Here is a 7,242-nt window from a genome sequence, read left to right as displayed (position 1 = left end):
GCATCCGAACGGCGCGTCACGTCACTACGGGGCAAAGGTTGTCTGATGCGGCACTAGCTCCCACCCGCCCCAAAGGCGCAGATCGGTTCGTCCGGCATCTCGTGGCACGGAAGGAAGGTCGGGGCACTTCCCCGTGCCACCACAGTATGGTCGTTCGACTGCCAGTACTGCTCTGGGTCGTCCGGTACGGCCTCTGCAAAGAAGGGCTTGTCTCCGTCGCGCAGGGTGACCTCGCCTGCGTTCTGCTGGGCATCCCGATAACGGGCCCGGATCTCCCACTTGCAGGACTGGTCGCTCACCAGTGCCTCCACCCTCAGCCCCCCCGGTTCCAGTCCGCCGCCGAGATCGATCCTCCTGCGAGTGAAGTACGGCTGCCCTCGATCGGGACCCTCGTCGGCGATGTACAGCATCGCATCATCGCTGACCAGGTCGACGACCACGCCAGGGTAGAGGGCTTGGCCCTGCCCGGAAATCGTCACGACTGTCCTGGCCGTCGGCTCGGTGCAAGAGATATTGACCGGGGCCATGTCCACGATGCTCAGCTGGGAAGCTCGCTCCGAGAGGACGTTCATGGTGAACACGGTGGCGTCGTCGGCGGAGCTCTGGGCCAAGTCCGCCGGCAAGGACATCCCGGGAGAGCGAATCATGCGCCCGCCCAGTGGGCGGAGGAAATCCCAAACCTTATGAGGCAAAGTTGCCTGAAGCCTGACCTGCTCCTGTGACGTAAGGAGTCGGTCGAGCACGATCGTGTAACCGCTGTCGGAAAGCGTCGTGTCGTAGGTGATGGAGCTGGTGAATGGAGCCTTAACCTGGTCCAACTCATCCTCGACTTTCCGCTCCGCGCCGATCCGCGACCCGATCGACCACAGGTCAAACCAGTATCCTGCCAGGAAACCGACGATGCTGACCACGCAGCTCAGCACGAGGGTGATCGCCAAAGCCCGGCGCCGTGTCCGGCGCGACGCACCTCGGCCCTCGGGGAAGAACTGCTCTTCCAACACGTCGCGGACGCCCGGCTCTTCCGGCCCAGATGGACCGCCCGGCGACTGCGGCGGTTGCGGCGGTAAGGAAGGCTCTGTCATAGATGAGAACTACCCAACTCACGAGCCAAGAACAACCACCCTCGCGCCGGGCTGCACACCATGCCCTCGTTTCCCATGACGTACTCGCGCAGCGAAGGTGGTCAAAACGCGCGTACCTATCCTCCGGGCCGTCACTCCGCCACGGACAAGCCGGCGATCTATCAGCAGCACTCCCCGCGTTCACGTATGCCGGCGGTCGGATCACGGGGCGCCGAGAACCCCACGATCTTGGAAGCCGTGCCTGCTGCGTGCCAGCCCCTAGCTGAGCACACGGCACATCACAAACTGGCGTCATGCCAGGCGCAGTCGGCGGTCAGGCTCCGTGCACCCTCGGCAACCCGCCGCTACCGGTAGCGGCGGGCAGACGTCAGCCACGTCACCGCCATTACCGGCTCCCTTTCTTCCTCCCGGTCATCCGGGTCGTCCGGTGCCGGGGCCTGCCGAACCTGCTCGATCTGTCGCTCGATGCCTCGCAGGTTCTCCCGGAGGTCCATGGTCACCACCCCTTCGACGGTGACCTTGAGCCGGTTCGCGAGCAGCTTCGCTCGCCGCTCGCCCAGGACCTCCAGTGCGACCGCGCGCACAGACCGCAGCCGGAAGTACCGACGCTCAAGGTCGGCAGGGTCGGTGTCCGGACCGAGCTGCGCCAGCAGCCAGGACCTCTGGAACTCGTCCACCTGCTACTCCCTCCGCACGGTGCGGCCCGCCACCGGGGTGTTCCCGGGGGCGGGCCGCCTCCAGATGGTCACGACGACGAGGACGCTGAACGGCCCCCGCCCCGCCTCGAGAGCGCGGGCAGCGCACCCTCGCGGGACGTCTGCCACGCCTCACGGGTCGCGAACGGCACCGACGCGTTGAACGCCCGGTACTTGGCGACGTTGACGTACCGGCCGGAGTCCTTCGTACGCCACTTCACTTCCCGCATCTCCACGGTCGGGAAGATCGTCTGGGTGAGGAGGAAGTCCTTCGGGGACGGAATCGCCCTGGCGAACGCCGTCAGGTCCATGACCGAGACGTCCTTGAGCAGGTCCTGAATCGTCACAGCTCAGCCCGCTCAGACGTAGCGGATCTGCGCGGCACGAGGGTGCCACACGAGCTGGGACACGTCGATGCCGCCCGGCACCTTCGACGCCTTCACCGTGCCGTGCCACAGCAGAGCGGCCGGAACGCGTGTCTGCCCCGGAGCGAACGAGGTCTCGGCGATCACGAAGCCGCGCAGGATCTGGCGGCCGCAGTGCGCCTCCGGGTCGTACGGGCCGTACAGGCCGGACTCCGCGACCCTGCCGACCGGCACGCCGGACAGCACCCGGCCGTACGGGTCGCAGCCGTCGCCGCACACGTAGTGCGTGCCTTCGCAGAACAGGGTCAGGTCGAGGGTGATCGTGTCGACGGAGTCGGTGCCGTGCAGGGACGCCAGCCACTCGCGGTTGGCGGTGGTGTACTCGGACGTCGAGACGGGCTGGATGGTCATGTGCGTGTCTCCATGGACGCTGCGGCCGGATTCCGCACACCGCCCACGGAGGCGATGCCGTCCACGAAGTTCAGGGGGCGTGGTCCCCCAAGGTCTGAGGCCCGGACTATCGGGCTGCGGAGTCGCTGAACTCCGGGATCAGCCCGCGACGCTTGGCCATCTCCAGCCCGGCCGAACCGGGCTTGGACACCGGGGCCGTACGGGTCGGGCCGCGCCCAGCCGGTGCGCCCGCGGGCGCCGCCGGCACTGGGGTGCGGACCTCACCGAACAGCTCGGGACGGCGTGCCCGCAGGGCCTCGGCCGCCGACTGGATCCCGGCTTCGTCCGCGTCCTCGTCATCAACGGCGAGCAGGCGCTCGGCGTCCACCAGGTCATCGCCCTTCGCGCCGAGCGTCACCAGCGCGGCCCGGCGCAGTGCCGCCCGCTCCCGCTCGGCGGCCTACTCCTCCCGGCGTGCGGCCGGCAACTCGCGTTCGGCCGCTGCCTGTTCGCGGTGCTCCACCTCCGACATCGCGGCCTGTTCGGCCTCCCGCTGCGCGGTCACGAACTCGGCCAGCGCCTTCGGGGAGTCGAACCCGAGCTGGACAACAGGCGCTTGATCGCTGCCCGTTCGCCCTGCGCCTTCTCACGGGTGAGCATCTTGCCCAGCCGGTCCTGGGTGACCGTGACCTGCTGCTCCCGGCCGCTGTCCGGGGCGTCTTCGAGCTGGTCGTTCGTCTCGTCCTCCGACGAGGCACCGAGAATCGGGTAGATCGGCCGCCCGTCACGGCGGTGGCCGACAGGACGGCGAGGCGGCAGGGGCTGGACCATACATCTCCTCCAGAGGGCGCCCCCGCGCTGTCGGCCAGTGTAGCCACCTGCACCGACACGACCACGAGCCCCTGTCCGACCGCCCCCACAGGATGGCGTCGAACAAGGAGGCATCGCCCCATGACACTCGACCCCTACACCGCTGTCGGGCTCATCCCGGAGATCACCGGGATCCAGCAGCGCGACGACATCGCCATGAACCTCGACCACCTGTACGCCCTCACCCGCACCGCGGTCTCCCTCGGCGGCCTCGACCACCCCGTCCGCTTGGTCGTCCTGCCCGAAGGGGTACTCCAGGGCTTCACCGACGAGATCCACGACCTCGGCCACGCCACCTACGCCCGCACCTGCGCGATCAGCCTTCCCGGCGCGGAGACTCAAGAACTCGGCTGCTGGGCCCGCGAATTCAACGTCCACATCATGGCCCAGGTCAAGGCCCTCCACCCGGCCTTCCCCGACCGGTACTTCAACGTCGGCTTTGTCATCGACCCCGACGGCGAGATCGTCCTGCGGCACTACAAGCTCGCCCCGCTGCCACCCATGGAGCACAGCGTCAGCCCACACGATGTGCTCGACCAGTGGACCCGTCTCTACGGGCGCAACCCCGAGGCGTTCTGGCCCGTTGCCGACACCGCCATCGGCCGCCTTGGCGTCATGATGGCCAACGAAGCGTCGTACCCGGAGAACGCCCGCGGCCTCGCCCTCGGCGGGTGCGAGATCGCCTACCGCACCAGCTACCCGCTGCCCGGCGTCGCCTCCGACGCCTTCGACATCCAAAACCGCGCCCGCGCCCTCGATAACACCATGTACGTCCTCGCTCCCAACCCGGCCTCCTACACCGGCGCCGACGGCCAGCGCGTCGACTTCTTCGGCGGCCATTCCACCATCACCGACTACACCGGCCGCACCGTCGGCCACCTCGACCACGGCGGCGTCGCTACCTTCGTCACCGCCACCATCGACCTGCCCGCCCTCCGCCGTCAGCGCACCACCGCCGCGTGGACCAACTGGGCCAAGGACCTGCGCACCGAGCTGTTCGCCACCCTGTACGAACAGCCCATCTACCCGGCGAACCTCTACGCCGACCGCCCGCCGTACGACCACGCCGAGTACCGCGAGCACGTCACCGAACCCCAGATCGACCTGATGCGCGCCCGCGGCATCTGGCACTGACCCCCATTTCACGTACCCCGAGGCCGCATCACCGGGCCGCCTCCACCGGCTCCCCGCTCCCGGAGGCCAAGCCGTGAACCGGTGGCTTCATTCGCTCCAGGCTGTTTTCTCCGTGACGTGGAAGCAGTACTTCTTCCAGGTTCCCTTGCGGCTGTCATACGTCGTCGGTACCGCACACGCCTTGGCGCGGAAACGATCAACGACAGCCGCCATCGGGGTGAATTGATCGGTCCCGAACTGGATCACAGCAGCCTGGGACGACCCGCCCTCCACCTGAATTGTGAGTTGGTCGCCCCCCTCACCCTCAAGGACCCGCGCCCAGAGTGCCTTGCAGCGCATGCTGTAACGCACCTGCAAGGACACCGGGTTGTCCTTGGTGGGCATCCAAGTGAGTGCGTCAGCAGAACAGCCTGGCTTCTGAGGGTTCTTCCCATCACAAGCAGCGCCGGGACATGAGGGCGGCGGATCTTCCATCAGCTTGGAGATCACGACCGGAAGGGCTGCACTGACGACCGCACCAATGACCGTGATCACCAGTACGTGGGTCGAGTGGTTTCGTATCCAGGTCCAAGCCGCCACCACCCTGTCACGCAGCCGACCCCCCGCAGCCACCAGACGACCGGGCTGCGGAGAGGAAGGCTCCCCCGCCTGGTTGCCGTCGTCACCGTTGGTCCCTGTACCCAAGCCAGGCCTCCTGAGAGGTCTCAGTACCCGCAAGGCAACCAGTGTTCCGTAGGACAGCAAGCGGCTGGCAGCTCATTTTCAGCCTTACGTCGTTCCTCCAGCCATCGATGCGAAATGCATCCCCCGTCTGAAACGTCAGACGTTCTGGACTTCCTCGTGAAGAACGGGCGTGTAGTCAGCAATTCTGGCGCGGAACAGTGAACGCTACGGAGCCTGAGATTCACCTCTCCTCATGTTCCGCTACGCAGCCGCGTTAATCTCGCCCTCGCCGCTCTCCTGGTCCTTTTCCTCGTCGTCGCGCCCCCGCCGAGCAGCGGCCTCCGCCATCCGCAACGTGGCCTCCTGCTCGGCCTTAGCCCGGATCCGCTCCACTTCCTCCGACGCGTCCTTGATCGGATACCCGGCCTCCATCAACATCGCGACGGCCGTCTCCAAACTCAAAACCCCAGCACCGTATGCCTTGACGACCTCCTCCAGCACCGCGCCCCGGTCCGTCGGCGTAGGCGGCGCCCACGCCAGCCGCGCCGGCAGCGTCTCCCCAGCCGTCCGACCCTCAGCCCGCCCGGCCTGGTACAACCGCTGCACCATCTTGAACAGCAGCCGGTACTTGTGCTCCCTGGCCAACCGCATCATGCCGATCAGCGCATCCAGCGGGCCCAAGGCCAGCTGCAGCGCGTACCCCGACGGCACCTCCGTGGCGTCCAGCGTCCCGAGCCCGGCCGCCGTCAACCGCGAGTTGGCCGCGATCCGCTCCAGCAGGTGATCCACCCGCGCCCGCAGTTCGGCCAGCTGCGGCGACGTGTCCAGCGCGTCCATCCGCCCGGTCTCACCGAGCTGCCACACCGCACCGGCCTTCACCTCCAGCTCCTGCGGCCTGCCCGTCGCCCGATCCACCGGCAGCCGCGCCCCCGCGAGCCCGATGATCGGGGTGCCCGTCGTCGCGGACGCCGCCGAGCTGTCCGAGTCCGTGGCCGCAAGCTCATCGAGCGCCTGCAGAACGCGCGCGAGGACCGACCGGCCCCAGTGCTCTCCGCCGTCCGGGATCGTGTTCGCGATGTGCACCACCGGCACGAAGTCGATCATCAGATCCAACCGGTTCAGCTCCGTGCCGTCCGACCGCACCCGGAAGCTCGCCTTGTCCATCGGCAGCCGTTCCAGCGTCTCGCCGTTCTTCAGGTCCTCCAGCAGCCACTCCGCATCCGTGAGATAGCACGTCACGTTGGACGACCGGCCCGGCTCCCACGGGTACTGCCGACCGCCAGCCGCAGCCCTCTCGTTTCCGTCCTCGCCGTCCTCGGAGATCGAGCCCAGCTCGTACGTCACCCGACGCACCCTGGCCTTCAGCCCGGCGTCATCGTCGGCCGGCAGCTCCCACGCCAGATGCACCCGACTGGGAAAATCCTCGTCCTCGTCGTCCCACTGCGGGAAGAAGAACCCCGGATCGTAGACCCGCAACGTCGGCCGCTGCTTCTCCGGGTTCCACGCCAGCACCATCACGCTGTCCCCAAGCAGCACCGCCGCCCGCTCCGCCTGCTGGACCCGGAACGTCAGCAGCTCCTTGTCCGCCCACTTCCGCAACCGGTCCTGCACCGCAGCGGCCTCCGCCGCCCCTGGCGTCGGCGTCTCCTCGTCGGCGTTCTCCGCCCCCTCGACCGTGACCTTCTGCTCCGAGCCGAGGAGGTAGCCGAGCGCGGTATCCACGAGGTTCGCCGCGTCGCCCAACTCCCGCCGCTCCAGCGCGCTCGCGTCACCACCAGCCGCCGCAAGCTGCCCAGCCTGGTTGTTGTCGTACGGACCTTGTACGCGGCCAGCCGCCGCAACTCGTGCGGCGGCACCCACGTCTTGGCCAGCTCCGGAAACGCGCGACTGCCCGGACGACCGGCCTCCGCCATCACCGGCTTGTAGTTCAACCACGACCACGCATTGATCACCAATTGGCGCAGGCCCACATCCACTCCAGGAAGATCGGCCCCGCGCCGGTTGATCAGCGTAGCCCTGCTTGAAGAGCTGCGGCTCGTCCAA

At 67.8% G+C, this 7,242-nt stretch carries 9 protein-coding genes; 1 reads left to right on the top strand and 8 read right to left on the bottom strand.

The features are described 5' to 3' along the window. Positions 1–53 precede the first annotated feature (53 nt). The 6 genes from BKD26_RS39600 to BKD26_RS36950 form a co-directional block, all read right to left on the bottom strand. On the bottom strand, positions 54–938 hold the full coding sequence (locus BKD26_RS39600) for a hypothetical protein (protein WP_143662780.1): 885 nt from the start codon (positions 936–938) through the stop codon (positions 54–56). Between the two features lie 488 nt (positions 939–1,426). Then, positions 1,427–1,759, bottom strand: coding sequence for a hypothetical protein (locus BKD26_RS36970; protein ID WP_084907349.1), 333 nt, complete (start codon positions 1,757–1,759; stop codon positions 1,427–1,429). Between the two features lie 68 nt (positions 1,760–1,827). Further along, positions 1,828–2,124 (bottom strand): hypothetical protein, encoded by a 297-nt coding sequence (locus tag BKD26_RS36965; RefSeq protein ID WP_241519024.1) that lies wholly within the window; start codon positions 2,122–2,124, stop codon positions 1,828–1,830. Between the two features lie 12 nt (positions 2,125–2,136). Then, positions 2,137–2,553, bottom strand: a complete 417-nt coding sequence (locus tag BKD26_RS36960) for a K structural protein (protein WP_084907347.1) — start codon at positions 2,551–2,553, stop codon at positions 2,137–2,139. 106 nt (positions 2,554–2,659) lie between these two features. Continuing rightward, a complete protein-coding gene (locus BKD26_RS36955) occupies positions 2,660–2,950 on the bottom strand; it encodes a hypothetical protein (protein WP_084907345.1) in 291 nt (96 codons plus the stop codon). Between the two features lie 143 nt (positions 2,951–3,093). Further along, complete coding sequence (locus tag BKD26_RS36950) at positions 3,094–3,363, bottom strand: hypothetical protein (protein ID WP_084907344.1); 270 nt, start codon at positions 3,361–3,363, stop codon at positions 3,094–3,096. A gap of 120 nt (positions 3,364–3,483) precedes the next feature. On the opposite strand from BKD26_RS36950, the gene BKD26_RS36945 reads away from it, so the two are divergent. Beyond that, entirely contained in the window at positions 3,484–4,536 is a 1,053-nt protein-coding gene (locus tag BKD26_RS36945; RefSeq protein ID WP_084907342.1) for a nitrilase-related carbon-nitrogen hydrolase, read from the top strand. Between the two features lie 87 nt (positions 4,537–4,623). On the opposite strand, the gene BKD26_RS36940 is transcribed toward BKD26_RS36945, so the two are convergent. Further along, positions 4,624–5,070: a DUF2690 domain-containing protein gene (locus tag BKD26_RS36940; protein WP_084907340.1), complete on the bottom strand. Its 447-nt coding sequence runs from the start codon at positions 5,068–5,070 to the stop codon at positions 4,624–4,626. Positions 5,071–5,460: 390 nt separating this feature from the next. Beyond that, entirely contained in the window at positions 5,461–7,059 is a 1,599-nt protein-coding gene (locus tag BKD26_RS36935; RefSeq protein ID WP_179166847.1) for a phage portal protein, read from the bottom strand. Positions 7,060–7,242: the final 183 nt, after the last annotated feature.

The organism is Streptomyces sp. CB03238, from assembly GCF_002099185.1.
Lineage (GTDB): Bacteria > Actinomycetota > Actinomycetes > Streptomycetales > Streptomycetaceae > Streptomyces.
This window is presented reverse-complemented; position numbering and strand designations above follow the sequence as displayed.

Bases quoted from the DNA above. Each gene is read 5' to 3' on its own strand.
- BKD26_RS36960 (WP_084907347.1), bottom strand. From the start codon at position 2,553: ATGACCATCCAGCCCGTCTCGACGTCCGAGTACACCACCGCCAACCGC.
- BKD26_RS36945 (WP_084907342.1), top strand. From the start codon at position 3,484: ATGACACTCGACCCCTACACCGCTGTCGGGCTCATCCCGGAGATCACC.
- BKD26_RS36950 (WP_084907344.1), bottom strand. From the start codon at position 3,363: ATGGTCCAGCCCCTGCCGCCTCGCCGTCCTGTCGGCCACCGCCGTGAC.